Below are 24,174 nucleotides of genomic sequence, written 5' to 3' on the forward strand. Positions count from 1 at the left end.
CGCGTTACTGTTTATGGCACAGCAGCAAATAAAAGGCAGAATACTCTGCCTTTTTATCGCGTTGCGTTATCCGAAAAGAGATTATCTGGACTCTTCGGCTTCCGGTAATGTCACGTTAAGCTCGAGAATTGAAATATCGCCGTCTTTTTGCTCAAGCTGTACGGTGACCATTTCTGGATCAATTTGCACATACTTGCAGATGACTTCGAGAATATCTTTTCTCAACTGCGGTAAATAATGCGGCTCGGCGTCGCTGCGACGGCGCTCCGCAACAATGATTTGCAGTCGCTCTTTAGCGATGTTGGCTGTACTCTTTTTCCGCGAGAGAAAAAAATCCAGTAATGCCATAACTTATCCTCCGAACAGGCGTTTGAGGAAACCTTTCTTCTCTTCTTCAATGAAGCGGAAAGGACGTTCTTCTCCCAACAGACGTTCTACGGTATCTGCATAGGCTTTACCCGCATCAGCAGTGATGTCGAGAATAACCGGCTCTCCCTGGTTGGATGCGCGCAGGACTGACTGATCTTCCGGGATAACCCCCACGAGTTTGATGCGCAGGATTTCCAGCACGTCTTCCATACTGAGCATATCGCCTCTGTTAACGCGGCCTGGGTTGTAACGCGTCAGCAGCAGATGCTCTTTAATCGGGTCTTCGCCGTTTTCAGCACGACGGGATTTTGACGCCAGAATGCCCAGAATACGGTCAGAGTCACGTACTGAGGAGACTTCCGGGTTAGTGGTGATAATCGCTTCATCGGCAAAATAGAGCGCCATCAGCGCGCCGGTTTCAATGCCTGCCGGAGAGTCGCAGACGATAAAGTCGAAATCCATTGTCTTCAGGTCATCGAGAACTTTTGCTACGCCCTCACGGGTCAGCGCGTCTTTATCGCGGGTTTGCGATGCCGGAAGAATAAAGAGATTCTCAGTGCGCTTATCTTTGATTAACGCCTGGTTTAGCGTCGCATCGCCCTGAATCACGTTCACGAAATCGTAAACGACACGACGCTCACATCCCATGATCAGGTCGAGGTTACGCAGACCGATATCGAAATCGATAACGACAGTTTTCTTTCCCTTCTGGGCCAAACCAGTAGCGATGGCCGCGCTGGAGGTGGTCTTGCCAACGCCCCCTTTACCCGAAGTAACTACAATAATGCGTGCCATAGAAATTCCTTGTTAAAAAGGGATCAATTCAACGGTTGAACTGCCAAAGCGTTATCTGCTAACCGCAGACGCGCCGCTTTGCCATAAAATTCTGCCGGGATTTTATCACTCAGCCAATAAACACCTGCGATAGACACCAGTTCTGCCGTCAGATGGGTACAAAAAATTTGCGCTTCCCGATCGCCGCTGGCGCCTGCCAGCGCGCGGCCCCGCATCATGCCATAAACGTGGATATTACCGTCTGCGATTAACTCTGCGCCAGCGCTGACGTGACTTGTAACAATTAGATCACATTGTGGAGCATAAATGCGCTGACCGGAACGAACCGGTACGTCAATTAATCGCGTTTTTGTGATGGGGGTAACATTTTGCGGCGGCGCGCTCGGTGCCGGGGCTTCGACCGGGGCGGAACGAGCGACTTTCTCTTTACCTTCAGTCAGTAAAGGAAGACCCATCTCGTCAATTTCCGCTTTTAGCGCCGCGTCTTTGCAGCCGCTAACGCCGATAATACGCAGACCGGTAGACGTCACCACCTCTTGCAGCGCAGGCCAGTTTACTGGACTTTCAAGGCCGCTGACGTTAATGACCACGGGAGCATGTTTTAAAAAAGCAGGTGCCTGAGCGATTTTGTCTTCCAACGCCTGACGAATAACCTTGGGTTCAGCTTCGTGCAAATGAACCACTGATAAGGTGAAGCTACTGCCTTTAAGCTCGATTGGCGTGTTTGACATCCTGGCCTTACTCAATTTGCTATTTATCATCCCCAATGCGGGGCGATATTCCGAAGACTAGAAGGCATGTTATAGTCAGTATTATATTGAGGCAAGTCACCATCCCGTTAATTCAGAGTAAAAGTATGTTTTGTGTGATCTATCGAAGTAGCAAACGCGACCAGACCTATTTATACGTCGAAAAAAAAGACGATTTCTCACGGGTTCCTGAAGATCTGATGAAGGGATTCGGGCAGCCAACGCTGGCAATGATTCTGCCGTTGGATGGGCGTAAGAAATTAGTGAATGCCGACCTGGAGAAAGTAAAACAAGCGTTAACCGACCAGGGGTATTATTTACAACTGCCGCCACCGCCGGAAGATTTACTCAAACAACATCTTTCTGCGCCGGGCGAAAATAAACCAGACGCTAAAAGTTAAACTGTATCCGGCAACGCGAATGCCCTGCCGATGCAGTTCCTGAAATCCACGATTACGTTAGGGGAAAATAATGTATCAACATCACAACTGGCAAGGTGCTCTGCTTGATTACCCGGTAAGTAAAGTGGTTTGTGTAGGCAGTAACTACGCAAAGCATATTAAGGAGATGGGTAGCGCAACGCCGGATGAACCCGTTCTTTTTATTAAACCGGAAACGGCGCTGTGCGATCTGCGCCAGCCGCTGGCGATTCCGACGGACATGGGCGCCGTTCACCATGAAGTCGAACTGGCGATATTGATTGGCTCGACTCTGCGCCAGGCGACGGAAGACCATGTCCGCAAGGCGATTGCCGGTTATGGCGTGGCGCTCGATCTGACGCTGCGGGATATTCAGGGCAAAATGAAAAAAGCCGGTCAGCCCTGGGAAAAAGCAAAAGGGTTTGATAATTCCTGCCCGCTGTCAGGTTTTATTCCGGTTTCGGAGTTTCATGGCGATCCGCAAAATACCGCGCTCGGGTTGAAAGTGAATGGCGAAATCCGTCAGCAAGGCTCGACGGCGGAGATGATCCACCACATCGTGCCGCTCGTCGCCTATATGAGCCGTTTCTTCACGCTCAAGGCGGGAGACGTGATCCTGACCGGCACACCGGAAGGCGTTGGCCCGTTGCAAAGCGGCGACGAGCTGGAAGTCAGTTTTAACGGTCAAACGCTGACGACGCGCGTCCTGTAATCTCTGCTTGCCGCCTTTTCGGGCGGCAAAACTTGCATCAGCGTGCCAGACTGGTTATAAGGTGCAGCTTTACAGCAATGGCGGATACCCTGATGAGCGACATACCTTTCTGGCAAAGTAAAACCCTGGATGACATGACCGATGCCGAGTGGGAGTCGTTGTGTGATGGATGCGGCCAGTGTTGCCTGCACAAACTGATGGATGAAGACACCGACGAAATCTATTTCACCAACGTGGCGTGTCGCCAGTTGAATATTAAAACCTGCCAGTGTCGTAACTATGAACGTCGGTTCGAGTACGAGCCAGACTGCATTAAACTCACCCGCGATAATCTGCCAACCTTTGAATGGTTGCCGATGACCTGCGCCTATCGCTTGTTAGCGGAAGGAAAGGGGCTGCCGGGCTGGCATCCGTTGTTGACCGGGTCGAAAGCGGCGATGCACGGCGAGCGTATTTCTGTGCGCCATATTGCGGTGAAAGAATCTGAAGTGCGGGACTGGCAGGATCACATCTTAAACAAACCTTCATGGGCGGACTGAACCGCCCATTGTTCAGCAAGCGTTAATTACGCTTTTTTCGCCTGATACATTTCATCGCCGTGGTTGTCGTCTTCAACCCAGAAATTGATATTGAATTGCGCATCGTCGCTTAATTCGATGCGGTGCCAGTATTGCGGCGGGCTGGTCGCAAACTGACCGGCGTTAATGACCACTTTGAGTTCAGGTTCTTTGGCGTCTTCGTTAGCGAAACCGTAGTAAGTGACCGTGCCTTCCATCACGCAGAGTTGCCCAAATACACCCGCAGCGGTGTTATGGTGGGAGAGCAGTGCGGCTGGCACATTCTCTTTGGTGAAGAAGGGAGTGGAACGTTTAATTTTCCAGTTTGCCGGGATGCGTAAATGGGACATAAGGCGTCTCCTTGTGGGGGCATCTATAAGATGTATTTAATATACATCTTATAGATGCCCGGAAGCAACGCCGTCAGGCGAAAAAAAACGCTCCCGAAGGAGCGTTCTGTTATCGACTAAAGAGATCGCGTCTTTTCGGCTTAAACGGTTGAGCAATCAACACCAGGATCGCGATCGCCAGATACGCCGCAAAAATCCCCAACAGCCACTGCGGCATCTCCAGGGTTAAAAACGACCACTGACGCTCGGCGCAGTCGCCGGAAGCCAGGAAGACCTGCGGCAGCCATTTATCCAGCGGCAGCCACGTCGGGAAGCGCGCAGCAAAATCACAGGTCATGAACGGCGAAGGATGAAGCTGGATCATCGTGTGTTCATAAGCCAACTGCAACCCACGCCAGGCGCTGTAAATCCAGATCGCTATCGCCACATAACGCAGCGGCGTTTTAGGGGCGACAGCGCCAACCAGACCCGCGCCCATCACGCCGAATAACGCGCTACGTTCGTAAATACATAGCACGCAAGGTTTGAGCAGCATGACGTGCTGGAACCACAGCGCTACCATTTCGAGCGCAAAGGCAGTTAACGCCATCAGTAACCACGCGCCCCGACCCCGTGAGCACTGGTTTAAAAATCGCAACATAATTATTTCCCTGCAACATGCGTAGACACCGCAGTGTAAACCAATTCAATTTATGCGCCAGTAGTGGGAAATGAAATAAAGTATAATCGGATAATTATCATGCAAAAAGTCAAACCGGGCAGTGATTTGCCCGGTTTGATGTTATGAGAATGTAGCTAACCAGCCAGATTGCGTCATCCACTCCGTGATGGGGGTGAGGGTAAACTCGACGCAGAGTAAACCAACGAGGGTGAGCACCAGCGTGTATGGCAACGCCATCCAGACCATACGGCCATAAGAGAGACGAATCAGCGGCGCCAGCGCAGAGGTGAGCAGGAACAAAAATGCCGCCTGGCCGTTTGGCGTCGCCACGGACGGCAAATTGGTGCCGGTGTTGATCGCTACCGCCAGTAGTTCGTACTGTTTCATGCTGATTGCGCCGCTTTCCATAGCCGCTTTGGCCTCATTGATGTAAATCGTCCCGACGAACACGTTATCGGAAATGGACGACAGCAGGCCATTGAAGAGGTAGAACAGCGTTAACTGCGCATGTTCGGAAGCCTGTAAAACGAACTGGATGATCGGGGCGAAAAGATGCTGATCGATAATGACCGCCACGATGGAGAAGAAAACCGTCAACAGCGCGGTAAACGGCAAGGACTCAGTAAATGCTTTGCCAATCGCGTGTTCATCGGTGACGCCAGTGAGTGACGTGGCCAGAATAATGACCGACAGGCCAATCAAGCCCACTTCCGCCAGATGCAGCGCCAGCGCCGTCACCAGCCAGACGCCGATAATCGCCTGCACAAACAGATTGAGTTTGTCCTGGCGTGTACGACGTTGACGGCTTTGATCGTCGAACTCCTGCAAAATATGACGCACTTTCTCCGGCAGCGTTTCACCATAGCCAAACCAGCGCAGTTTCTCGACCAGCACGCAGGTGAGCAGCCCGCAAATTAGCACCGGAACCGTCACCGGCGACATGCGCAGGAAGAAATCGCCGAAATGCCAGCCCGCCGCTTTGGCGATAATCAGGTTCTGCGGTTCACCGACCATCGTCATGACGCCGCCCAGCGCGGTGCCTACGCCCGCATGCATCATCAGGCTGCGCAAGAAACCGCGAAACTGTTCCAGCACCGCTTTACTGTTCTGGTCGAGGTGGTCGTCATCCTGGAGATCGTTCTCTTCGCCGCGCGCAGAGGCGACGCGATGATAAATGCCATAAAAGCCGACCGCGACGCTGATGACCACCGCGACAACGGTCAGGGCATCAAGGAAAGCGGACAGGAAGGCGGCAGCCATACAAAATGCGAGCGACAGCAGCATCTTGGAACGAATGCTAAGCAGCAGGCGGGTAAAAATGAACAGCAGCAACTGCTTCATAAAGTAGATGCCTGCGACCATGAACATCAGCAGCAGCAGCACTTCGAGGTTGGCGGCAACCTCTTCGCGCACATGCGCTGCGCTGGTCATCCCAATGATGACCGCTTCAATCGCCAGTAATCCGCCGGGCAGCAGGGGATAGCACTTCAGCGCCATCGCCAGCGTGAAAATAAATTCAGCGACCAGCAGCCAGCCCGCTACAAATGGGTTGATGAAGAAAATCAGTGGATTAGCAATTAAAAAAGCGATTAATGCAAGTTTATACCAGTCAGGCGACTGGCCCAGAAAGTTGCGCCAGAATGCGCGACCCCAGGAGAGCTCCATGGCAGTTTCCCTTACCTGTAAATGTGAGAATCATGTTTTTATGTTTAGGCGCAAAGCTTAGCGGCCAGGGTAAAAGCAGGCAAGTCCTTAACGTGATGGCGCGGCGTTATCCAGAAAATGAAGCCTTGATCCCCTTTTTCTTCATCCTGTCCGCTATCAGCCATGAAACCCGTCTGGTATGATGAGTGTAACTATGTTTTGCTGTGTAATGGAAATCTCACTATGGTCATTAAGGCGCAGAGCCCGGCGGGTTTCGCGGAAGAGTACATCATTGAAAGTATCTGGAATAACCGCTTCCCACCTGGCACTATTTTGCCTGCCGAACGTGAACTCTCCGAACTTATCGGAGTGACGCGCACCACGTTACGCGAAGTATTGCAGCGCCTGGCGCGAGACGGCTGGTTGACGATTCAACACGGCAAACCGACAAAGGTGAACAATTTCTGGGAAACGTCCGGGCTGAATATTCTTGAAACGCTCGCGCGTCTTGATCATGAAAGCGTGCCGCAGCTGATTGATAATCTGCTGTCGGTGCGAACCAATATCTCCACGATTTTTATCCGCACCGCGTTTCGTCAGCATCCTGATAAGGCGCAGGAGGTACTGGCGACGGCGAATGAAGTGGCCGACTACGCCGATGCGTTCGCGGAGCTGGATTACAACATTTTCCGCGGTCTGGCGTTTGCCTCCGGTAATCCGATTTACGGTCTGATCCTGAACGGGATGAAAGGGCTGTATACCCGCATTGGCCGTCACTATTTCGCCAACCCGGAAGCCCGGAGCCTGGCGCTCGGTTTCTACCATAAGCTGTCATCGCTTTGCGAGCAGGGCGCGCATGACCAGGTGTACGAAACGGTACGCCGTTACGGTCATGACAGCGGTGAGATTTGGCATCGTATGCAGAAGAATTTGCCAGGCGATTTGGCCATTCAGGGCCGCTAAGCGTTATACGCCGGATGGCGCTTCGCTTATCCGGCCTACGGTGATGTGCTGTTTGTAGGCCGGATAAGGTGTTTACACCGCCATCCGGCAATTAAACTACAGGCTGTTCATTCTCGGCGGGCAGCGTTCCAGCAGCTCAACGCTGCCATCCTCATTCTGCTGCTCCAGCATGACATCAAACCCCCACAGGCGATGCACATGTTTCAGCACCTCTTTACGTCCCTTGTCCAGCGGTGCGCGGTTGTGAGGAATATAGCGTAGCGTCAAAGAGCGATCGCCGCGTAAATCCACATTCCAGATCTGAATATTCGGCTCCAGATTGCTCAGGTTGTACTGCGACGAAAGCCGATTACGGATCTCGCGATAACCTTCCTCATTGTGAATGGCTGAAATTTCCAGATAGTTGTGCCGGTCGTCGTCCAGCACGGTAAAGAAACGGAAATCACGCATCACTTTCGGTGACAGGAACTGGCTGATAAAGCTCTCGTCTTTAAAATCACGCATCGCGAAATGCAGGGTTTCCAGCCAGTCTGAACCGGCGATATCCGGGAACCAGTATTTATCTTCTTCCGTTGGCGACTGGCAAATGCGTTTGATGTCCTGGAACATCGCGAAGCCAAGCGCATAAGGGTTAATTCCGCTATACCACGGGCTGTTGTACGGCGGCTGGAACACCACATTGGTGTGGCTGTGTAAAAACTCCAGCATAAAGCGCTCGGTCACTTTACCTTCATCGTAAAGATGATTCAGGATGGTGTAGTGCCAGAACGTCGCCCAGCCTTCGTTCATCACCTGCGTCTGTTTTTGCGGATAGAAATACTGGCTGACCTTGCGCACGATGCGCAGGATCTCGCGCTGCCATGACTCCAGCAACGGCGCGTTCTTTTCCATAAAGTAGAGCAGGTTTTCCTGCGGTTCAGACGGGTAACGCCGCGTTTCGGCGACGGCTTTCTCTTCCTCTTTCTTCGGCAGAGTACGCCACAGCATATTCACCTGGCTTTGCAGATACTCTTCGCGACTTTTCTGCCGGGCTTTCTCCTCCTGCAACGAAATTTTTTGCGGGCGTTTGTAGCGATCGACGCCATAGTTCATCAGCGCATGGCAGGAATCCAGCAGCTTTTCAACTTCGTCCACGCCATAGCGTTCTTCGCATTCGGTAATGTAATTACGGGCAAAGATCAGGTAATCGACAATCGAACTGGCGTCGGTCCAGCTGCGGAACAGGTAGTTATTCTTGAAGAAAGAGTTATGCCCATAGCACGCGTGCGCCATCACCAGCGCCTGCATAGTAATGGTGTTCTCTTCCATCAGATAAGCGATACACGGGTTGGAGTTAATGACGATTTCATAGGCCAGCCCTTGCTGACCGTGCTTATACAGGCGCTCGGTTTCAATGAATTTTTTGCCAAACGACCAGTGAGGATAGTTGATCGGCATCCCGACGCTGGAGTAGGCATCCATCATCTGCTCAGAGGTGATCACCTCGATTTGGTGCGGATAGGTATCCAGTTTGTAGAGTTTCGCGACGCGGTCAATCTCCGCCAGATAGACATCCAGCAGATCAAACGTCCAGTCGGGTCCATCGCTCAAACGTGTGCTGTCCTTGTTCATGGAATCAATCGTAGCCATTCGCGCACCCTCATTGTTGGCGGCACTCTCTGTCTGGAGCACCTCATTTCAAGCATAGAACACCGTGTTAAAAAACGTGCTGATGAAGAAAATTTTTCTTTGCGATTTCGCAGCGCTGGCACGCCAGAAAATGGTGTGGATGCAATATTTTATGCTGGATAAAAATGACGCACAGCAGGAGATGCCAAAGCAGAGAGATCCCTGACAACAGAGGCAGATGTGAGGTGCGTCACCATAAAAAAGCCATATGTTGAATAATATTTTCAACTGAGTTATCAAGATGTAATTAGAAGATTGTTCTTTTACTGTTAACGGAGTGGCTATGCGAGTTGTCATACTGGGAAGTGGCGTCGTTGGCGTAACCAGCGCCTGGTATCTGTGTCAGGCTGGGCATGACGTCACCGTCATCGATCGTGAACCTGGCCCGGCGCTGGAAACCAGCGCGGCGAACGCCGGACAAATTTCTCCGGGCTATGCCGCGCCGTGGGCGGCGCCGGGTGTGCCGCTGAAGGCCATCAAGTGGATGTTCCAGCGCCATGCGCCGCTGGCTGTTCGCCTGGACGGGACGCAGTTTCAGTTGAAGTGGATGTGGCAAATGTTGCGTAACTGCGACACCCGCCATTACATGGAGAACAAAGGGCGCATGGTGCGTCTGGCGGAGTACAGCCGTGATTGCCTGAAAGCGCTGCGCGCCTCAACCGGCATTCAGTATGAAGGGCGTCAGGGCGGAACATTGCAGTTATTCCGTACCGCGCAACAGTATGAGAACGCCACCCGCGATATCGCCGTTCTGGAAGATGCCGGCGTACCGTATCAGCTACTGGAATCCAGCCGTCTGGCGGAGGTTGAACCTGCGCTGGCGGAAGTGGCGCACAAACTGACCGGCGGCCTGCGTCTACCCAATGATGAAACCGGAGATTGCCAGCTGTTCACTCAGCGCCTGGCGCAGATGGCGGAACAGGCGGGCGTGACGTTTCGCTTCAACACGCCGGTGGAAAAACTGCTGTACGAAGGTGAACAAATTTACGGCGTGAAGTGCGGGGATGACATCATCAAAGCCGATGCTTACGTGATGGCGTTTGGCTCTTACTCTACGGCGATGCTCAAAGGGATCGTCGATATTCCGGTCTATCCGCTTAAAGGTTATTCGCTGACGATTCCGGTCGCACAGGACGATGGCGCGCCAGTTTCGACTATCCTTGATGAAACCTACAAAATCGCCATTACCCGTTTTGATAAGCGCATTCGCGTGGGGGGAATGGCGGAAATTGTCGGCTTTAACACTGAATTATTACAACCGCGTCGTGAAACGCTGGAGATGGTCGTACGCGATCTCTTCCCGCGCGGAGGGCATGTGGAACAAGCCACGTTCTGGACCGGGCTGCGGCCAATGACCCCGGATGGTACGCCGGTGATCGGACGGACGCGCTTCAAAAACCTGTGGCTGAATACCGGGCATGGGACGCTGGGCTGGACAATGGCCTGCGGTTCAGGGCAATTACTGAGCGATATTCTTTCAGGTCGTACACCTGCTATTCCTTATGACGACCTGAGCGTAGCGCGGTACAGCCCTGGCTTTACGCCGTCACGACCCCGGCATCTTCATGGCGCGCATAACTAATAAGGAAGCGAGATGACCCGCCCTATACTGGCCAGCCTTGACCTGCAGGCGATGAAACAAAATCTTGGCATTGTGCGCCAGGCCGCCCCGGACGCTCGCGTCTGGTCGGTGGTGAAAGCCAATGCCTACGGACATGGTATCGAGCGTATCTGGACGGCGTTGGGGGCGACCGACGGCTTTGCCATGCTCAATCTCGAAGAGGCGATTACGTTGCGAGAGCGGGGATGGAAAGGGCCGATCTTAATGCTGGAAGGGTTCTTCCATGCCGACGAGCTGGCCATATATGACACATACCGTCTGACGACCTGCATACACAGCAACTGGCAGCTCAAAGTGTTGCAAAACGCGCGCCTGAACGCACCGCTGGATGTTTATCTCAAAGTGAATAGCGGCATGAACCGGCTGGGTTTTTTACCCGAGCGGGTACAGACCGTCTGGCAGCAACTGCGGGCGCTGCCGAATGTGGGCGAAATGACGTTAATGTCGCACTTTGCCGATGCTGAGCACCCGGAAGGGATCGACCAGGCGATGACGAAAATCGCCCATGCGACGGAAGGGCTTGAATGCCGTCGCTCGCTGTCGAATTCAGCGGCTACGCTGTGGCATCCTGAAGCCCATTTTGACTGGGTGCGCCCCGGAATTATTCTGTATGGCGCATCGCCGTCAGGGCAGTGGCGGGATATCGCCAATACCGGGCTGAAACCGGTTATGACCCTGAGCAGCCAGATTATTGGCGTACAGACGCTGAAAGCGGGCGATCGGGTCGGGTATGGCGGACGCTATACCGCGACCCAGGAGCAGCGCATCGGGATTGTGGCGGCGGGCTACGCGGATGGTTATCCCCGTCATGCGCCAAACGGCACGCCAGTGCTGGTGGACGGTGTGCGTACCGGAACGGTTGGCACCGTGTCGATGGATATGCTGGCGGTGGATCTGACGCCGTGCCCGCAGGCGGGTATCGGTACGTCTGTGGAACTGTGGGGGAAAGAGATCAAGATTGATGATGTCGCCTCTGCGGCGGGAACGGTGGGGTATGAACTGATGTGCGCGCTGGCGCCGCGAGTTCCGGTTGTGACGGCGTAACTTTTTTGTGGCGCCGTAGGATGGCGCCTGTGCTTATCCGGCCTACAGAAGACAGAGTGTAGGCCGGATAAGGCGTGTCAACGCCGCCATCCGGCAGCGTCTCCATTATTCCATTTCATCCCCCGCGACGCGAACCCCGACCTTACGCACGGCGTTGTCTTCTTTCTCTGCGACCGTCCAGATCATGCCGGCAAACTCCACCTGGTCGCCCACAACCGGCGCGGCACCCAGCAACTGCTGTACGATTTCCCCCAGCGTCTGCTGTTTATCGCGATATTCCGTTCCTTCGTCCAGACCGTAAATCAGGGCGACGTCAGCAAACTTCGCATTGGCTTCGAGAATAAAATCGCCGAAAAAACGCTGATCCAGCGCGACCGGCGGCGACTGGCTGAACAGTTTGCCCAGCGCCGGAAGGTCGCGCTCACGTCCAATAACGCACAGAACGTCGCCTTCGCGTAAACGGGTGCTTCCGGTCGGGTGGAACAGCACGTTGTCGCGAAACAGGGCGGCGATGCGGGTCTCCTGCGGCATGTGCAGATCGCGCAGCGCGGCGCCGACGCACCACTTATCTTCACTCAACTGGTAGACAAACTGCTCCCAGGGGTTTTCCGGGTGAATATCCAGCCCGATACGCGAAACCGGCCAGCCGACGGGAGGCACCACCACTTTGGCTTTTTTGGCCGCCCAGGTCAGGGACGTTCCCTGGAACAGCAGCGATATCAGCACCACAAAGAATGCGACATTAAAAAACAGTCGGGCATTCTCCAGCCCGGCCATCATCGGGAAAACCGCCAGGATGATAGGCACGGCGCCACGCAGCCCCACCCAGCTGATGAAGATCCGCTCACGCAGATTAAAGCCCCGAAACGGCAGCAGGCCCGCGAAAACGGAGAGTGGGCGAGCCACCAGAATCATCCAGACCGACAGCACCAGCGCCGGAACGGCGATAGGCAGCAGATCGGATGGCGTAACGAGCAGTCCGAGCACGAGGAACATGGCGATTTGCGCCAGCCAGGCCAGGCCGTCAAAGTTTTGCAGGATGCCAAACCGGTTGCGGATAGGGCGGTTGCCCAGCAGGAATCCACACAGGTAAACGGCCAGAATGCCGCTGCCTTCCAGCGCGGTGGTCACGGCGAAAACGAGAATTCCCCCGCTCAGCGCCAGCAGCGGATATAACCCGGTGGGCAAGGCAATCCGGTTAATCATTTGCTGAAGCAGATATCCGCCGCCTAACCCCAGCATGATCCCCAGTCCAAACTGCTGGATGATATCGAGCACGAAAAGCCAGCTCAGGCCGGTCTCATGTTTCTGAATCATCTCTATCAGCGTGATGGTCAGGAAAACCGCCATCGGGTCGTTACTCCCGGATTCGATTTCCAGCGTCGAACCGACGCGTTCGTTAAGCCCTTTACCGCCCAGCAGAGAAAAAACGGCAGCCGCATCCGTTGAACCGACAATGGCGCCAATCAGCAACCCTTCGATGAGATTCAAATGAAAGAGCCAGGCGGCCATCATGCCGGTGAGACCGGAGGTAATCAGTACCCCTACCGTCGCGAGCGAGAGCGCCGGGCCCAGGGCGACGCGAAAGGAGCTGGCCTGGGTACGCATCCCGCCATCCAGCAGAATAATTGCCAGCGCGAGGTTACTCACCATGTACGCGAAAGGATAATTATCAAACGGGATACCGCCAACGCCATCAACACCCGCGAGCATGCCAATCGCGAGAAAGATAACCAGAATAGGGATGCCAAGACGAGATGAGAATGAACTTAATAAGATACTACAGGTTACGAGGACTGAACCCAAAATGAAAAGACTAATAATGGCTGCGGCATCCAACGTTATGTTACTCCTGAATTACGCTGTTTCTAATAATAAACCCTAACATAATAACGACAGAAACAGCGTTTTACTTAGCCCAGGCGACGGCTTTTTTTATGATTTGAGGACAGGATGGCCGGAGAGTGTGAGTTGGCTGCCATTTTCGCTATTTTTTAGCACCGCGTGGGCACCGAGCGGCAGCGTAACGGTACGTTGCTCATGACCGAAATCCAGACCGGTCACGACGGGGATGGAGAGACGGGAACGCAGAAACGCGTAAACCGCGTCAAGATCGTAACCGGCATCGTAATCATTCGGCGCGCTACCGCTGAAACTGCCCAATATCAGCGCGTTCTGCCGGGCCAGAATCCCCGCGTGATACAGTTGCAGAAGCATTCGCTCAACGCGGAAAGGATGCTCGTTAATATCCTCCAGCACCAGTACGCCATTTTCAATGGCGGGCATCCACGGGGTGCCGATAAGGGAAATAAGCATGGCCAGATTGCCGCCCCACAGCGTACCTTCCGTTTCACATGTCGGGCCGTTACCTTGCCACTCCACCGTGAACTGCGCGTTGCACAAGGCCCGCCAGAAATGGCGCTCGGTGAAAGTGTTCATCTCCTCCGCGCCGAAATTCGCCGCCAGCATGGGGCCGCTAAACGTTATCACCTTGCCCAGCGCCAGCAGAGCGGACTGAATCACCGTAAAATCGCTGTGGCCGCAGATCAGCAGCGGGTTCGCCTGTTGCCGTGTGATGAGCGCCTGCCAGTCAATGCTCTCCAGCAGACGACTGGCGCCGTAACCGCCGCGAACCGGCATCACAATGGTATCGGGCGTCATCAGGCGGGCGAGGCCGTTAACATCCGCCAGACGCTCGGCGTCTGAACCGGCAAAACGCTGGTCACGGCGGCCAATGACGGCGGCGTTATCCACCTGGTGGCCAGATTCGATCAGCCGTTGTACGCCGCGTAAAGCCGCTTGCTGATTGATGCAGTAACCCGATGGGGCGATTAAGTGAAACAGGGACATGGCAATTCCTTGCTGACATCTAAAACCAAATGTATATCATGCCGATTGAGCATGTCGTTGTCACTCGCAGCGGCGAATTCCGGCTATAAGGATAGATGACGTGAAATTGAGATGGTTTGCTTTTTTGGTTGTATTGCTGGCGGGCTGTAGTTCAAAGCAGGATTACAAGAATCCGCCCTGGAACGCCGAAGTCCCGGTTAAACGGGCAATGCAGTGGATGCCGATAAGTGAAAAAGCCGGGGAAGCCTGGGGCGTCAGCCCGCGTCTGATTACCGCGATCATCGCGATTGAATCGGGCGGTAATCCGACGGTGGTCAGTAAATCCGGGGCGGTTGGGTTAATGCAACTGAAGGCCTCGACGTCCGGGCGCGATGTTTATCGTCATATGGGCTGGAGCGGCGAACCGTCGACCAGCGAACTGAAAAACCCGGAGCGGAATATCTCGATGGGGACGGCGTACCTGAGTATTCTGGAACACGGGTCGCTGGCCGGTATTAACGATCCGCAGGTGATGCAGTACGCGCTGGTGGTCTCTTATGCCAATGGCGCGGGCGCGCTGCTGCGCACGTTCTCTTCCGATCGCAAAAAAGCGATTGAGAAAATCAACGATCTGAGCGCGGATGAGTTTTTCGAGCACGTTGCCAAAAATCATCCTGCGCCACAGGCGCCGCGTTATATCTGGAAACTCCAGCAAGCGCTGGATGCGATGTAACCCGCACGGGGGTTATTCACGCACCTTATTGGATTTTTCCCGCGCTTCCCGTTCAAGAGAGAAAATAATCCGCTGTAATTCCCGCTCCACCGCCGGGCTGACGTTGAGAAAACGAAAGCTCAGGCGGGGAGTGGTAATCGTCTCATTTTTACCGTCAATCACTCTGCGTTCGCTGATGGAAATAAGCTGGGCGTCAAAGTGGAAAACGCCCCATTGCCCCATGTTCAGCTCAATTTGCGAAAAGCGCATGCCTTCGGTTAATCCGGCGGGTTTTGTCGCTTCCAGCAATGCGCCCATGCCGCCCAGCGAGAGATCGAACAAGCGAAAACGTAGCGTGTTGTCGTCCGGCATTTTCGCCTGGCAGTAGTAGGGGGGATGCAAAGGCGCGGAAATACGGAAATACTCCCGGCGCTGAACGAACCACAGCTCGGGCGGCAGCGCGGTAATAAATGCCGGAAGCTGCTGGTATTCGCCGCGGGTGAGCTGATCCAGCGTGAACTCCACTTTCGCGCCCTGCGTTTCTGCGGTAATGGTTATCTGTCTGGCGCGCTGAACGGCGATGTTTTCATAGTCCTGGCTGCCGAAATCCATCACCAGTTTTTCCGCGTTAACGTCCAGAATCTTACTGATGAACTGCCCCCCGGCCCAGGAGATGCGTAGCGGCACCTGGCTCTTGTTTAAATCTTTGAGTACGCCTAATACCGCCAACGGGTTTTGCTTCAGGAACTGCTCACTGTAGTGACTCACGCGTAATGACTCCTGGATGCCTGACAGATTATCGTTTGGTTATCGGCATGGCATGACGGAACTTAAGACAAATGGGTGAAATTTTTATCAACGCCAGCGCATAACGTTGCAGGATGAAAAGCACGACCGGTTGATTTGCCTATACTTAAGGGACTGGCGCAAGAACGTCTTGCGCATGCTTTCACTGGAAAGAGGGCCTGAATATGGGAATTATTGCCTGGATTATTTTTGGTCTGATTGCAGGTGTTATCGCTAAGCTGATTATGCCGGGTCGCGATGGCGGTGGTTTTATACTGACCTGTATTCTCGGTATCGTTGGTGCGGTTGTCGGCGGCTGGCTGGCAACTATGTTTGGTATCGGCGGCAGCATCAGCGGGTTCAATCTTCACAGTTTCCTGGTGGCCGTCGTCGGGGCGATTGTTGTGCTCGGCGTTTTTCGCCTTCTGCGGCGCAATTAAATGAACAGAGCGGATGTGGGGATGAGGGCGTAAATCGGCGACATGCTACCCTGGCATGTTTTTCGTTCACTTGATGCCCATTATCGCTCTGGCGCATTATCAGTCGTGAACGTGTCAGGGGAGGCGTCTTCCCGGCACGTTTACGGGGATTCAACAGACGTCAGAACAATCTGTATTCCTGAGCAACGCCTGGCCGGATTAACGGCGAAAGCTGGCTTGATTTGTGAATAAAAATGAGAATAATTGTCATTCCATTTCACATATAATAATTTGCTCATGAAAACAACTCATCGTTTCACATTACGCGCGCTCTCTGGATGTATCACCTTAGCCCTGACGGTCCCGTCTTATGCTGAAGAGGCAAAAGAGTCGACCATTGTGGTCACCGCCGCCGGGCAGGAGAGCCTTCTTCCGGCCTGGACCAACAGCGCGACCAAATCCGCCGTGCCGGAAAGCAAAACGCCGCAGGTGATCAACACCATCGACAGGCAGGAGATTGAGCAACGCCACGCCAACTCGGTGAATGAAATTCTGCGCTACGCGCCGGGCGTGTCAACGGAAGTTCGCGGTAATACCTCCTATATGAGCGAATATAAGATTCGCGGTTTTACGGTGGATCAGGAGTATTACAACGGTCTGCAACTGCCGTACAACGTGACCGGGAATACCAAAGCGCGTATTGATCCGCTGCTGATTGAAAGCGTGGATATTCTGAAAGGCCCGGCCTCGGTGCTGTACGGCAATGGCTCGCCGGGTGGACTGGTAAACATCCAGAGTAAAAAACCGCAGGCGGAACAGAAAACGGAAGTGGGCTTCAACACCGGCACCCGTAATCTGAAAGAGGGTTATCTGGATTCAACCGGGCAAATCAGCGACAGCGACTGGAACTACCGTTTACTCGGCAAAGCGACGGAAGGGGATGATCAACCGCATACCTCCCGCTATGAAAACTATCTGGTTGCCCCGTCCGTTACCTGGCAACCGGACAACAAAACGCGTCTGACGATTGATGCGCTGGCGCAGAATACACCGTCGCTGTCGCCTTCCAACCCGCTGCCCATTTCTTATCTGCGTTCAGAGTATGCGGGGCGTCGTGATTTTGCCGGAGATGAGTGGAGCGGCTTTAAGCAGCGTCAATGGATGCTGGGTTACAGCTTTGAACACCAGTTTGACAGCGGCTGGGGCTTCAATCAGAAAGCGCGCTACTTTGATGTGGATACCCACCAGCGCAGCGTCTACTCCACCGGAAATACGGGGAATCCGGTCTGGGAGTTGAACCGGTTTGCCTACACGACCGATGAAGACCTGAAAAGTTTTAACATCGACAACCAGGTTACGAAAACGGTAGTGTCAGGCGACTGGCAGCACCATCTGCTGGCAGGCTTCGATTACCAGAAGCTCGACAGCCATTACTTCTACCGCTATGCCAGCAGCACGCCGGGGATCGACATGCGCCACCCGAACTATCGTCAGATTCATACCGACGATTTAGGGCTGAGTACTGCGCAGAATAACCGTCTCTCTTATCAGCAGAATGGTTATTATCTTCAGGATCAGATTGCGTTTGGCGGCCTGAACCTGCTGGCGAGCGTGCGTTACGATGACTATCGTTCCGCCACGACCGACTATCTGCAAAACGGCGATAAAACCTGGATTTCACAGGATCGCGTCACCAAACGTTTCGGTGCGTTATATGCGTTTGAAAATGGGATCTCTCCATTTATCAGCTATTCCGAAGGCTTTAAGCCGATCTCGCCGCAAGGGACTCTGACCTCGAAAGAGGTGAAGCCGACCACCAGCAAGCAGGTTGAGGGCGGGGTGAAATACCTGCTGGCGGAATACGCGACCACCTTTACCGCATCGGTGTTTAATATCCGCCAGAAAAATGTGCTTTCCGCCACGCCGACCTGGGATTACCGTCAGACCGGCGAGATTGAGTCAAAAGGGGCCGAACTGTCGATTGTCAGCCGTCCGGCGGATAACGTCACGCTGATCGCCAACTATGCCTATACCCATGCGATCAACACGGAAGATGAAACGTATGAAGGCAAACGTCCGACTCAGGTGCCGGAAAACGCGTTTAACCTGTGGGGCGATTACACCTTTGATAATACGCCGCTGCGCGGGCTGAACGTTGGTGCGGGCGTCCGTTATACCGGGCCGATGGAGATCTCGCCAGCTAACGACAAAGGCAAACTCGGCGGCACGACGCAGTATGATATGGCCGTTTCTTACCGTCTGGGAGAGGCGATCCCATCGTTGAGCGGGGTGACGCTGAAGGCCAGCGCGCAGAATATTACCAACAAAGAGACGTTTAGCTGTTACGACGACAACAACTGCTGGATTGGTCGCGACCGCACCGTTCAGGTTGGCGCCAGCTACAGCTTCTGATAGCAACCCGGCCTGCAATTGCGCAGGCCGGGTTCGTTTTCATTCGGCGGAACAATCAGAACTTATATTCCACCCCGGCCCAGAAATTACGGCCTTCCTCGATAAACCCTTCGCTGTAGGCATACTTCGTATCGAACAGGTTGTTCACGGACGCGTTGACGCTAAAACCGTAGCCCAACGCATAATCCGCGCGGATATGGGTAATGGCAAATCCGCCCGCTTTCTGTGAACCGTCTGAATTGCTGTAGCTGGAGGAACGCGCCTCTTCTGACAGCGTAATACTCAGCGGTTCCCACGGCTTGAGCGTCATCCATGCGGTGAGCGTCTGCGTTGGCAAATCGGTGATTTCACCGATTTCATCACGCTTGACGTCCGCGTGGATCAGCCCGTAGCTCAGCCCGACATCCAGCATTTCAGACACATTGCCTTTGATTCCGGCATCCAGACCGGTGTAATCCACCCGGCCGCTATTGCGGTTCTGGATCGTATCGGCATCAATATTGTGCGACAGGATTGCGTCGGTCACGCGGTTATAGTACACGCTGACCTCGAATCCCCAGTCGCGGGTCAGCGAACCGTTCCAGGTCAGATCCACGCTGCGGGCGCGTTCGGGTTTTAACTGCGGGTTGACGATAGCCACCTGGTTATACGCCGGTTTCGACGTGGTATACCGCTCTTTGAGCGTCGGGAAACGCGTCCGGTCAGAGTAAGAGAGCGCCAGCGTGTCCTCGTTTGCGAAGTGGTATTTGGTCATGACCTGCCAGTTAAACGCCGACTGGTTGTTGTCGTCGTAGTGGGTTACGCTGCCATCTTTTTCGTGCTTCATCCCTTCCAGACTGTCACGCCAGTCATAGCTAATACCGGCCACGACATCCACATTATCGGCGGCGGCCCACTGGTATTCGCTGGCTAACGACCAGGTGCGATCTTCATAGCGATCGTATGCCGCATGCGGCGCGCCTTTTTCACGGTGGACGTCATCTTTCCAGTTAACGGCGAACGAGAGCAGATCGTTTTCACGCATTTCGGCGGCGAGTTGTAACCCTGCGCCATCGCTGTAATCAGAATAGTGGCTATAGCTGCCTTTCTTGTTTTTCAGGTCGGCAAGGGAGTTGTACATCATCAGCGTGTTTTCAAAGGTGTCGCGATAAAGCCGGCTTTTCAGCGTGAAGCGATCGCCCAGATGCGTGGTGCCCTGATAGTAATAACTCTCTTTATCGTATTGCGGCCACTGCCAGTAGCGCGACTTCTGGCTGCTGGTGCCTGCGTATGGCGGGTTGTCCTTTTCTCCGTCCTGGTTGATATAGGTCAGGGTGTACTCGTCATTTTCGCGCGGCGTGAAGCCCAACTTAACAATGCCCCGTTTATCATCTGCCGACGAGTTGATCATCTTCCCGTTGCTGCCTGCAATGGCGTTGTCCACCCCGTGCGGCAGACCCAGGAAATCCTGCTTCAACTGGCTACCGCTGACTTGCAGATAACCCAGCTCATTACTGGCGCCAAACGAGGCGTGCATATCGTGGGCGTTATCTTTGCTCCGGCTCCATCCCTGGCGATAACCGATGCTCCCTTCGAGAGGTTTTGTCGGTTTTTTGGTGGTGATGTTGATCGCGCCGCCCATCTGGTTAGGGCCTTGCAACAGCGATGAGTAGCCTTTGGACACCTCAACGGAGGCAATGTCCGAGGTGAGGAAGCGCCCTAAGTCGAGGTTGCCGTCGTAAGGGATGTAAACCGGCACACCGTCGAAAAAGATCGGAACCTGGCGGCTGTCAAAACCGCGAACTTTGACCTGCTGTTCGTTGCGGTTGCCTGATTTTTGCAACGCCACGCCGGGGATGACGCTTAATGCCTGCGCCACATTCTGCTTATCCAGATCCTGCATGGTTTGTTGACCAAGCACCGTGGTGGTCGCCGCAGAGGCGGGGCTCGACCAGACGGTCATGGTGTCGCTTTCTTGCCCAGCAAACGCATTATGCGCAAAAGCTACCGATAATGCCGTGTAAAGACAACTCTGAGTGAATTTCATTGTTTTTATTCCATTTATCAATGTTATATGTCACTTTCGTCCGGGTTCAGGATGACGTTGATATCCATCGGTGGTGCGTAGTACGGTGCGGATGTAATAAAGAGCCTGATACCACAGTCGAGATAACTCGCCAGAGTGGCGAGGTTGATGCCGCCAGTCAGCGCCAGCGTGCAATGGGGGGCCAGTGAAGGCGCCGCCCGGGCCACCTCCGCCGCCTGATGTGGGGTAAATTTGTCGAGTTGCAAAACGTCGGGGCCTGCGCGGAGCGCTTCAAGGGCTTCCTCTGGGGTGTCTGCTTCGACGACGATCTTTTTTTCCGGGGCATGACGGCGCAACTGCGAAATGGCCCCGGCCCAGTCGTTACCGGGGGCGAGAAAGCGGCGGTGATTTGCAAACAGCAGCACAGTTTCCGCGCACCCGGCGCGGTGAATGATTCCGCCTGCGGCGAGCACCGCCTGTGCGGCTAACAGCCGGGTGCCGGGAATGGCTTTACGCGTGCAGGCTATTTGCCCGTCGGGGTAACGGCTATGCAGGATGTGAAGCATGCTGTCGAGATAGTGTGAAACGCCGCAGCTCCACTCCAGTACGTTTTGTATGGCCTTCCAGCCCTAGTGCAGCGCCGCCGCATTCCCGCTGACGCTGATCAATTGTTGACCGGCTGCGGCGCGCTCGCCGTCGTTCATCTGCTCCAGGACGGTCAGCCCCAGCGACTGCAACATTTGTCTGGCCACGGCAATGCCGCTCACGCAGCCGCCCTGGCGATGGCGGAAGGTCATGCGGCCTGGCAGATTGCCGATGCCCAGAGCGCGCGTGGTCAGGTCGCCTCCCTGAATATCCTCCAGCAGCAATGCGTCCGTTTGTGCGTGTGAGAAGTAGATCATTTCAGCGCCTTTTGTGGAATGCTGTCCCACCAGATCAGCGCCCAGTCCCGGCTGGCCGGGGCAAGGGCGCTGGCATCCTGCTGTTGATACCAGCGGTACAGACGTTCACGCTCTTCATCGCTGATGTCGCCCATGCTCCAGCGAACGTTTTCAGCAAAGCGTTCCCAGGTGCTGTTGTCCTGCTGGCAGTTCTGCCCACGGATAAAATCGACATGGGCGCAGATCCCCATCTGGTACAGGACATTGAGGGCATAAATATAGTTAGGCAGCTCGATAACCTCGCGACCCAACGCGCGCTGGATAGTGGGGGAAACAAAAGAGGAACTGACCAGGTGCGTGGTATAGACGCGCAGCCGCGCCTGGTTGTTGAGCTTTGTCATCGCCTGGCGCATATCCGCAACGAGCGTTGAGCGGGAGGCAACGGCGATATCGCAGCGCGGGAGATCGCTCCAGTCCTCTTCCCAGGCGCGTTGCACCCAGTGAACATGGGTTGCCCGTTGCTCTGTCGCGCGACGGGCGGCAACGCGCAGCATTCCGGGGCTGTAATCCACGCCGCAGATATGCGGTATTTTGCCCGCTAACGCCAGCGAGACGGTGCCCGGGCCGCAGCCCATATCAAACAGCGAGTTCACGCCCTGCAAATCCATTTTTTCCATCAGCTGTTGCAGGTAGGTGTCCGTCGGCGACGCGCAGTTTTCTGCCATTTTCTCTGCCCGTTTATCCCAATGGTCGGGCGTTTTTTCCGTTCGTTTCGCCTGCAACAGCTGCTGGCGGTAGAGGTCTGCAAAATCAATGTCATCAATGAGCATGGCTGTCCCTTATTGCTGATCGCCAAAAAGATGGCGGTGGATTTGTGTGGGCGAGACCCGATAAAGCGCGGCCAGATTGTCGGCAGCGAGCTGGCGCTCTGGCGCGCCTTGCGATACCTGGCCGTCGGACTCCACGCGCACGACGCTGTCGGCTATCGCCCTGGCATGGAGCGGATGATGGGTTGACATCAGTAGCGCCATCCCCGTTTTTTTCAGTGTCACCAGCGTGTCGAGCAGGCGGATCTGGTGACCAAAGTCGAGGCTGGAGGCGGGTTCATCCAGCAGTAGCAGGCGAGGGCGTTGCGCCAGGGCGCGGGCGATCAGCACCAGTTGACGCTCTCCGCCGCTCAGGGTGTTCCAGCGTCGGTGCGCCAGATGGACGATTTCAAGCGCGGCGAGCTGCTGGTGGGCAATCTCTCGCTCCCTGGCGCCGGGAACGGCGAATGCCGCCATTTTCGGCGTCAGCCCCATCATCACCATATCCAGAGCGGTGAAGGCGAACGCGCCGTCGTGCGCCTGTGGCACCCAGGCAATGGCGCTGGCGCGCTCCCGGTCTGAAAAACGCTGCACCGCCACGCCATCAAGCAGGATGTCGCCGCTGATCAAGGGGAGAACGCCAAGAATGGTGCGCATCAGCGTGGTCTTGCCGCTGCCGTTTGCGCCGAGTAAACAGCAAATTTCTCCCGCCGGTACGGTAAAAGAGACGTCGCGCAAAACCGGGCGTCGGGCGTATCCCAGGTTGGCGTGGCGAACCGTCAGTCGTGTCATTGGCGTCCTCCGCGCAGCAGAAGCAGCAAAAAGAAAGGGGCGCCGATAAATGCGGTGAGGATACCGAGTGGAATCTCCGTACTGCTGATTGCGCGCGCGAGCGTGTCGGTCAGCAGCAGTAAAATGGCGCCGGCGCCCATTGAGACAGGAAGCAACTGCTGGTGGTTATTGCCGGTGAGCAACCTGCCGATATGCGGCACGACTAAGCCTATCCAGCCGATAATCCCGGCAATCGCCACCGTGCTGGCGGTGATGAGCGTCGCGCAGACAATCAGCGCGAGCCGAAGGCGGGTAACGTTGATGCCCAGGGAACGGGCTTCATCATCTGAAAGCGTCAGTAAATTCATACGCCAGCGCAGTAGCAGCAAAGGGATGGCACCGAACAGAATCAGCGGTGCCGAGAAGCAAAGATCATGCAGCGTGATGGTAGAGAGCCCGCCGAGTAACCAGAAGGTGATGGAAGGCAACTGGGTATAGGGATCGGCCAGCGTTTTTATCAGGGAAATTCCCGCTCCGCACAGCGTACCGAGCGCGATACCCACCAGCACAAGGGTTAATACGGGGTCGTGACGCGTCACCCGACGGGTAATCAGCCAGACGCCAGCAACCACCAGCAGACCGCCGCCGAACGCGTAGAGCTGGATAAACAAAATCGGCAGGCCCAGCAAAATTGCCGTACATGCGCCTAAACCCGCTCCGGCGGCAACGCCGAGAATATCCGGGGAGACCAGCGGATTGCGAAACATCCCCTGATACGTCGTGCCCGCGCCCGCCAGCGCAGCGCCCAGCAGCAGCGCGGCGAGAATGCGGGGGAGGCGGATCTGCCAGAACACGATTTGATCCTGTGTCGGCACCGTGTCATGGCTGAAGATCATCGCCAGCACCTGCCGGGCATCGAGGTGATAAGCGCCCGATACAGTGGCAAAGGCAATACAAAGAAGGGCAATCCCCAGCATCAGGACAGAAAGAGTGGTCGTTCT

Annotated in this window: 23 protein-coding genes and 2 pseudogenes; 10 read left to right on the plus strand and 15 right to left on the minus strand. The window is 54.8% G+C overall.

Translation table 11 applies throughout. The features are described 5' to 3' along the window. Nucleotides 1-81 precede the first annotated feature (81 nt). The 3 genes from minE to minC are packed head-to-tail and all read right to left on the minus strand — an operon-like array spanning nucleotide 82 to nucleotide 1,895. Entirely contained in the window at nucleotides 82-348 is a 267-nt protein-coding gene (gene minE, locus OGX80_RS20285) for a cell division topological specificity factor MinE (protein WP_003859937.1), read from the minus strand. 3 nt (nucleotides 349-351) lie between these two features. Continuing rightward, on the minus strand, nucleotides 352-1,164 hold the full coding sequence (gene minD, locus OGX80_RS20290) for a septum site-determining protein MinD (RefSeq protein WP_047463261.1): 813 nt from the start codon (nucleotides 1,162-1,164) through the stop codon (nucleotides 352-354). Between the two features lie 23 nt (nucleotides 1,165-1,187). Then, nucleotides 1,188-1,895 carry a septum site-determining protein MinC gene (gene minC, locus OGX80_RS20295; RefSeq protein ID WP_047463264.1) on the minus strand — a complete coding sequence of 236 codons (708 nt, stop codon included), beginning with the start codon at nucleotides 1,893-1,895 and terminating at the stop codon, nucleotides 1,188-1,190. A 125-nt stretch (nucleotides 1,896-2,020) separates the two neighbouring features. On the opposite strand from minC, the gene OGX80_RS20300 reads away from it, so the two are divergent. The 3 genes from OGX80_RS20300 to ycgN all read left to right on the plus strand — a co-directional run bounded on the left by OGX80_RS20300 (nucleotide 2,021) and on the right by ycgN (nucleotide 3,583). Then, complete coding sequence (locus OGX80_RS20300; protein WP_024130270.1) at nucleotides 2,021-2,314, plus strand: YcgL domain-containing protein; 294 nt, start codon at nucleotides 2,021-2,023, stop codon at nucleotides 2,312-2,314. Between the two features lie 70 nt (nucleotides 2,315-2,384). Next, nucleotides 2,385-3,044 carry a fumarylacetoacetate hydrolase family protein gene (locus tag OGX80_RS20305; protein ID WP_049008376.1) on the plus strand — a complete coding sequence of 220 codons (660 nt, stop codon included), beginning with the start codon at nucleotides 2,385-2,387 and terminating at the stop codon, nucleotides 3,042-3,044. Nucleotides 3,045-3,136: 92 nt separating this feature from the next. Beyond that, complete coding sequence (gene ycgN, locus OGX80_RS20310; RefSeq protein ID WP_047464034.1) at nucleotides 3,137-3,583, plus strand: cysteine cluster protein YcgN; 447 nt, start codon at nucleotides 3,137-3,139, stop codon at nucleotides 3,581-3,583. Nucleotides 3,584-3,609: 26 nt separating this feature from the next. Here the strand turns inward: ycgN and OGX80_RS20315 are convergent, their stop codons facing one another. From OGX80_RS20315 to nhaB, 3 genes are all read right to left on the minus strand, one after another. Continuing rightward, the gene (locus OGX80_RS20315) at nucleotides 3,610-3,951 is read right to left on the minus strand and encodes a TehB family protein (protein ID WP_047463267.1); all 342 of its coding nucleotides are present in this window, start codon (nucleotides 3,949-3,951) and stop codon (nucleotides 3,610-3,612) included. 109 nt (nucleotides 3,952-4,060) lie between these two features. After that, entirely contained in the window at nucleotides 4,061-4,591 is a 531-nt protein-coding gene (dsbB, locus tag OGX80_RS20320) for a disulfide bond formation protein DsbB (RefSeq protein ID WP_024130271.1), read from the minus strand. 141 nt (nucleotides 4,592-4,732) lie between these two features. Next, the gene (nhaB, locus tag OGX80_RS20325; RefSeq protein WP_114847803.1) at nucleotides 4,733-6,277 is read right to left on the minus strand and encodes a Na(+)/H(+) antiporter NhaB; all 1,545 of its coding nucleotides are present in this window, start codon (nucleotides 6,275-6,277) and stop codon (nucleotides 4,733-4,735) included. Nucleotides 6,278-6,499: 222 nt separating this feature from the next. Here nhaB and fadR point away from each other — a divergent pair, with 222 nt between their 5' ends. Then, nucleotides 6,500-7,219 (plus strand): fatty acid metabolism transcriptional regulator FadR, encoded by a 720-nt coding sequence (gene fadR / locus OGX80_RS20330; protein WP_024130272.1) that lies wholly within the window; start codon nucleotides 6,500-6,502, stop codon nucleotides 7,217-7,219. Between the two features lie 96 nt (nucleotides 7,220-7,315). Here the strand turns inward: fadR and OGX80_RS20335 are convergent, their stop codons facing one another. Continuing rightward, nucleotides 7,316-8,848 (minus strand): SpoVR family protein, encoded by a 1,533-nt coding sequence (locus OGX80_RS20335; protein WP_024130273.1) that lies wholly within the window; start codon nucleotides 8,846-8,848, stop codon nucleotides 7,316-7,318. A 322-nt stretch (nucleotides 8,849-9,170) separates the two neighbouring features. Between OGX80_RS20335 and OGX80_RS20340 the strand changes: the two genes are divergently transcribed. From OGX80_RS20340 to OGX80_RS22470, 3 genes and pseudogenes are all read left to right on the plus strand, one after another. Then, nucleotides 9,171-10,469 (plus strand): D-amino acid dehydrogenase, encoded by a 1,299-nt coding sequence (locus OGX80_RS20340; RefSeq protein ID WP_012132085.1) that lies wholly within the window; start codon nucleotides 9,171-9,173, stop codon nucleotides 10,467-10,469. 12 nt (nucleotides 10,470-10,481) lie between these two features. After that, a complete protein-coding gene (dadX, locus tag OGX80_RS20345) occupies nucleotides 10,482-11,552 on the plus strand; it encodes a catabolic alanine racemase DadX (RefSeq protein ID WP_012132086.1) in 1,071 nt (356 codons plus the stop codon). 27 nt (nucleotides 11,553-11,579) lie between these two features. Further along, nucleotides 11,580-11,717 (plus strand): annotated as a pseudogene (locus OGX80_RS22470) (hypothetical protein); the annotation flags it as partial. Here OGX80_RS22470 and OGX80_RS20350 read toward each other — a convergent pair. Together OGX80_RS20350 and ldcA are read right to left on the minus strand one after the other, a co-directional pair. After that, complete coding sequence (locus tag OGX80_RS20350; protein ID WP_047463283.1) at nucleotides 11,658-13,391, minus strand: potassium/proton antiporter; 1,734 nt, start codon at nucleotides 13,389-13,391, stop codon at nucleotides 11,658-11,660. The pseudogene OGX80_RS22470 and the gene OGX80_RS20350 sit on opposite strands and share 60 nt — an antisense overlap. A 96-nt stretch (nucleotides 13,392-13,487) precedes the next feature. After that, on the minus strand, nucleotides 13,488-14,402 hold the full coding sequence (gene ldcA, locus OGX80_RS20355) for a muramoyltetrapeptide carboxypeptidase (RefSeq protein WP_115181551.1): 915 nt from the start codon (nucleotides 14,400-14,402) through the stop codon (nucleotides 13,488-13,490). Nucleotides 14,403-14,502: 100 nt separating this feature from the next. On the opposite strand from ldcA, the gene emtA reads away from it, so the two are divergent. Beyond that, entirely contained in the window at nucleotides 14,503-15,114 is a 612-nt protein-coding gene (gene emtA / locus OGX80_RS20360; protein ID WP_012132090.1) for a membrane-bound lytic murein transglycosylase EmtA, read from the plus strand. 12 nt (nucleotides 15,115-15,126) lie between these two features. On the opposite strand, the gene ycgR is transcribed toward emtA, so the two are convergent. Next, nucleotides 15,127-15,861 (minus strand): flagellar brake protein YcgR, encoded by a 735-nt coding sequence (gene ycgR, locus OGX80_RS20365; protein WP_047463290.1) that lies wholly within the window; start codon nucleotides 15,859-15,861, stop codon nucleotides 15,127-15,129. Between the two features lie 203 nt (nucleotides 15,862-16,064). Here ycgR and OGX80_RS20370 point away from each other — a divergent pair, with 203 nt between their 5' ends. Further along, nucleotides 16,065-16,319, plus strand: a complete 255-nt coding sequence (locus tag OGX80_RS20370; RefSeq protein WP_012132092.1) for a GlsB/YeaQ/YmgE family stress response membrane protein — start codon at nucleotides 16,065-16,067, stop codon at nucleotides 16,317-16,319. A gap of 276 nt (nucleotides 16,320-16,595) precedes the next feature. Beyond that, a complete protein-coding gene (locus OGX80_RS20375) occupies nucleotides 16,596-18,710 on the plus strand; it encodes a TonB-dependent siderophore receptor (RefSeq protein ID WP_012132094.1) in 2,115 nt (704 codons plus the stop codon). 55 nt (nucleotides 18,711-18,765) lie between these two features. On the opposite strand, the gene OGX80_RS20380 is transcribed toward OGX80_RS20375, so the two are convergent. The 5 genes and pseudogenes from OGX80_RS20380 to OGX80_RS20400 form a co-directional block, all read right to left on the minus strand. Then, nucleotides 18,766-20,736: a TonB-dependent receptor plug domain-containing protein gene (locus tag OGX80_RS20380; RefSeq protein WP_115181552.1), complete on the minus strand. Its 1,971-nt coding sequence runs from the start codon at nucleotides 20,734-20,736 to the stop codon at nucleotides 18,766-18,768. Nucleotides 20,737-20,759: 23 nt separating this feature from the next. Beyond that, nucleotides 20,760-21,617 (minus strand): annotated as a pseudogene (gene modD, locus OGX80_RS20385) (ModD protein). After that, the gene (locus tag OGX80_RS20390) at nucleotides 21,614-22,426 is read right to left on the minus strand and encodes a class I SAM-dependent methyltransferase (protein ID WP_012132097.1); all 813 of its coding nucleotides are present in this window, start codon (nucleotides 22,424-22,426) and stop codon (nucleotides 21,614-21,616) included. The pseudogene modD and the gene OGX80_RS20390 overlap by 4 nt, the downstream one beginning before the upstream one ends. A gap of 9 nt (nucleotides 22,427-22,435) precedes the next feature. After that, nucleotides 22,436-23,194, minus strand: a complete 759-nt coding sequence (locus OGX80_RS20395) for an ABC transporter ATP-binding protein (RefSeq protein ID WP_071258548.1) — start codon at nucleotides 23,192-23,194, stop codon at nucleotides 22,436-22,438. After that, a complete protein-coding gene (locus OGX80_RS20400) occupies nucleotides 23,191-24,150 on the minus strand; it encodes a FecCD family ABC transporter permease (RefSeq protein WP_369701201.1) in 960 nt (319 codons plus the stop codon). The genes OGX80_RS20395 and OGX80_RS20400 overlap by 4 nt, the downstream gene beginning before the upstream one ends. Between the last annotated feature and the right edge of the window lie 24 nt (nucleotides 24,151-24,174).

Source organism: Citrobacter sp. CK194 (assembly GCF_030333395.1).
Classification (GTDB): domain Bacteria; phylum Pseudomonadota; class Gammaproteobacteria; order Enterobacterales; family Enterobacteriaceae; genus Citrobacter_B; species Citrobacter_B koseri.

What these genes read in the sequence shown, in the direction of transcription:
- minE (WP_003859937.1), bottom strand. Translation starts at nt 348, where the DNA reads ATGGCATTACTGGATTTTTTTCTCTCGCGGAAAAAGAGTACAGCCAAC.
- minD (WP_047463261.1), bottom strand. Translation starts at nt 1,164, where the DNA reads ATGGCACGCATTATTGTAGTTACTTCGGGTAAAGGGGGCGTTGGCAAG.
- minC (WP_047463264.1), bottom strand. Translation starts at nt 1,895, where the DNA reads ATGTCAAACACGCCAATCGAGCTTAAAGGCAGTAGCTTCACCTTATCA.
- OGX80_RS20300 (WP_024130270.1), top strand. Translation starts at nt 2,021, where the DNA reads ATGTTTTGTGTGATCTATCGAAGTAGCAAACGCGACCAGACCTATTTA.
- OGX80_RS20305 (WP_049008376.1), top strand. Translation starts at nt 2,385, where the DNA reads ATGTATCAACATCACAACTGGCAAGGTGCTCTGCTTGATTACCCGGTA.
- ycgN (WP_047464034.1), top strand. Translation starts at nt 3,137, where the DNA reads ATGAGCGACATACCTTTCTGGCAAAGTAAAACCCTGGATGACATGACC.
- OGX80_RS20315 (WP_047463267.1), bottom strand. Translation starts at nt 3,951, where the DNA reads ATGTCCCATTTACGCATCCCGGCAAACTGGAAAATTAAACGTTCCACT.
- dsbB (WP_024130271.1), bottom strand. Translation starts at nt 4,591, where the DNA reads ATGTTGCGATTTTTAAACCAGTGCTCACGGGGTCGGGGCGCGTGGTTA.
- nhaB (WP_114847803.1), bottom strand. Translation starts at nt 6,277, where the DNA reads ATGGAGCTCTCCTGGGGTCGCGCATTCTGGCGCAACTTTCTGGGCCAG.
- fadR (WP_024130272.1), top strand. Translation starts at nt 6,500, where the DNA reads ATGGTCATTAAGGCGCAGAGCCCGGCGGGTTTCGCGGAAGAGTACATC.
- OGX80_RS20335 (WP_024130273.1), bottom strand. Translation starts at nt 8,848, where the DNA reads ATGGCTACGATTGATTCCATGAACAAGGACAGCACACGTTTGAGCGAT.
- OGX80_RS20340 (WP_012132085.1), top strand. Translation starts at nt 9,171, where the DNA reads ATGCGAGTTGTCATACTGGGAAGTGGCGTCGTTGGCGTAACCAGCGCC.
- dadX (WP_012132086.1), top strand. Translation starts at nt 10,482, where the DNA reads ATGACCCGCCCTATACTGGCCAGCCTTGACCTGCAGGCGATGAAACAA.
- ldcA (WP_115181551.1), bottom strand. Translation starts at nt 14,402, where the DNA reads ATGTCCCTGTTTCACTTAATCGCCCCATCGGGTTACTGCATCAATCAG.
- OGX80_RS20370 (WP_012132092.1), top strand. Translation starts at nt 16,065, where the DNA reads ATGGGAATTATTGCCTGGATTATTTTTGGTCTGATTGCAGGTGTTATC.
- OGX80_RS20375 (WP_012132094.1), top strand. Translation starts at nt 16,596, where the DNA reads ATGAAAACAACTCATCGTTTCACATTACGCGCGCTCTCTGGATGTATC.
- OGX80_RS20380 (WP_115181552.1), bottom strand. Translation starts at nt 20,736, where the DNA reads ATGAAATTCACTCAGAGTTGTCTTTACACGGCATTATCGGTAGCTTTT.
- OGX80_RS20390 (WP_012132097.1), bottom strand. Translation starts at nt 22,426, where the DNA reads ATGCTCATTGATGACATTGATTTTGCAGACCTCTACCGCCAGCAGCTG.
- OGX80_RS20395 (WP_071258548.1), bottom strand. Translation starts at nt 23,194, where the DNA reads ATGACACGACTGACGGTTCGCCACGCCAACCTGGGATACGCCCGACGC.
- OGX80_RS20400 (WP_369701201.1), bottom strand. Translation starts at nt 24,150, where the DNA reads ATGCTGGGGATTGCCCTTCTTTGTATTGCCTTTGCCACTGTATCGGGC.